The sequence below is a fragment of the Alkalihalobacillus alcalophilus ATCC 27647 = CGMCC 1.3604 genome (assembly GCF_000292245.2).
Taxonomy (GTDB): domain Bacteria; phylum Bacillota; class Bacilli; order Bacillales; family Bacillaceae_D; genus Alkalihalobacillus; species Alkalihalobacillus alcalophilus.
Genome location: NZ_ALPT02000160.1, coordinates 1 through 1,381, shown reverse-complemented (window position 1 = coordinate 1,381; position 1,381 = coordinate 1). Strand labels below are relative to the sequence as shown.

1 protein-coding gene is annotated in these 1,381 nt (G+C 37.1%); it reads left to right on the top strand.

Annotated features, from left to right (window positions below; translation table 11 throughout):
• Positions 1-100: 100 nt before the first annotated feature.
• On the top strand, positions 101-1,261 hold the full coding sequence (locus tag BALCAV_RS20810; protein WP_003322369.1) for an IS256 family transposase: 1,161 nt from the start codon (positions 101-103) through the stop codon (positions 1,259-1,261).
• Positions 1,262-1,381: the final 120 nt, after the last annotated feature.

Here is a 1,381-nt window from a genome sequence, read left to right as displayed (position 1 = left end):
GATTAAGTCCGTATAATTGTGTAAAAAGAAAAAGGGTTCACCTTAACTCCCTTTGGTTAGAATGTTTTTTACCACTAAAAACAAACCAGGAGGAAAAAAGATGACCCAAGTACAGTTTAACCTAAATTTGGAAAGTTTAACAGGGAAAATCAATCATTCAAATCTAGATGAAATTACAAAAGCAGCTATTGTATTAGTTTTTAATGAAATTATGAAGAAAGAGCAGGATGATTATTTAAGAGCCTCATCCTATGAGCGGATAGAGAGTCGAGTCGATTATAGAAATGGATATTATGAGCGTGAGTTAATTTTAAGTTCAGGGAAAATTACTCTAAAAGTTCCGAGGACGCGTAGTGGAGAATTTTCACCAAGCCTATTTGAGCGGTATTCAAGGGTTGAACAGAGCTTGGTATTAAGCATGATGGAGATGGTCATTCAAGGGGTCTCTACACGTAAAGTAACGCATATCGTCGAACAACTTTGTGGTCAGAACGTATCAAAGTCCTTTGTATCATCGATGACGGAAAAGTTAGATCCCATTGTCAGGAAATGGTCAACCCGGCAATTGAACGCGATATATTACCCCTATGTGTCGGTGGATGCGATGTATATAAAAGTAAGGGAGCACCAAAAGGTCGTGTCTAAGGCTGTTTATATTGCCCAAGGTTTTACGAACCGAAACAAGAAAGAAATCATCGGGTTCATGGTTAGTCATCAAGAGAGTTATGAAGCATGGAAAGAGTTTCTGCAGAGTTTGAAACAAAGAGGGCTAGCGTCACCTAAACTCATGATTTCAGATGCACACCAAGGTCTCAAAAAAGCGATAAGTACTGTGTTTATAGGGACTCCATGGCAAAGGTGCACCGTTCATTTCAAACGAAATTTATTTAGTGAATTACCAAAGAAAGGAATGGAAATCGAAAAAGCCATTATCAAAGATATATTTAACTCACTGGACGCTGAAATGGCAAGAGAGAAATTAGAGAAATTTTTGGTAACCTATAAGGAAAATCGTAAGTTACAAAAAACTTTAACGAAACTCGAAGAAGGTTTTGAAGATGCCATCCAATTCCTAAACGAACCTATTAAATGGCAACGTCATATTCGCTCAACTAATTCACTTGAACGCTTAAACCAAGAAATACGTCGTCGTGAAAAAGTGATACGAATCTTTCCAAATGACAACTCGGCATTCCGATTAATTGGTGCTTTACTTATAGAATTAGATGAGCGTAAATCACAAAAGAACATCCTATCTTAATTGAGAAAACAGAAGTGAAAAGAATCGACAGGTTTTTCTGAAGGAAGGGGGTACCCCCTTCCTTCAGAAAAACCATAAAACATTACTAACCATAATTTACACAGAATGAAGGACTTGACT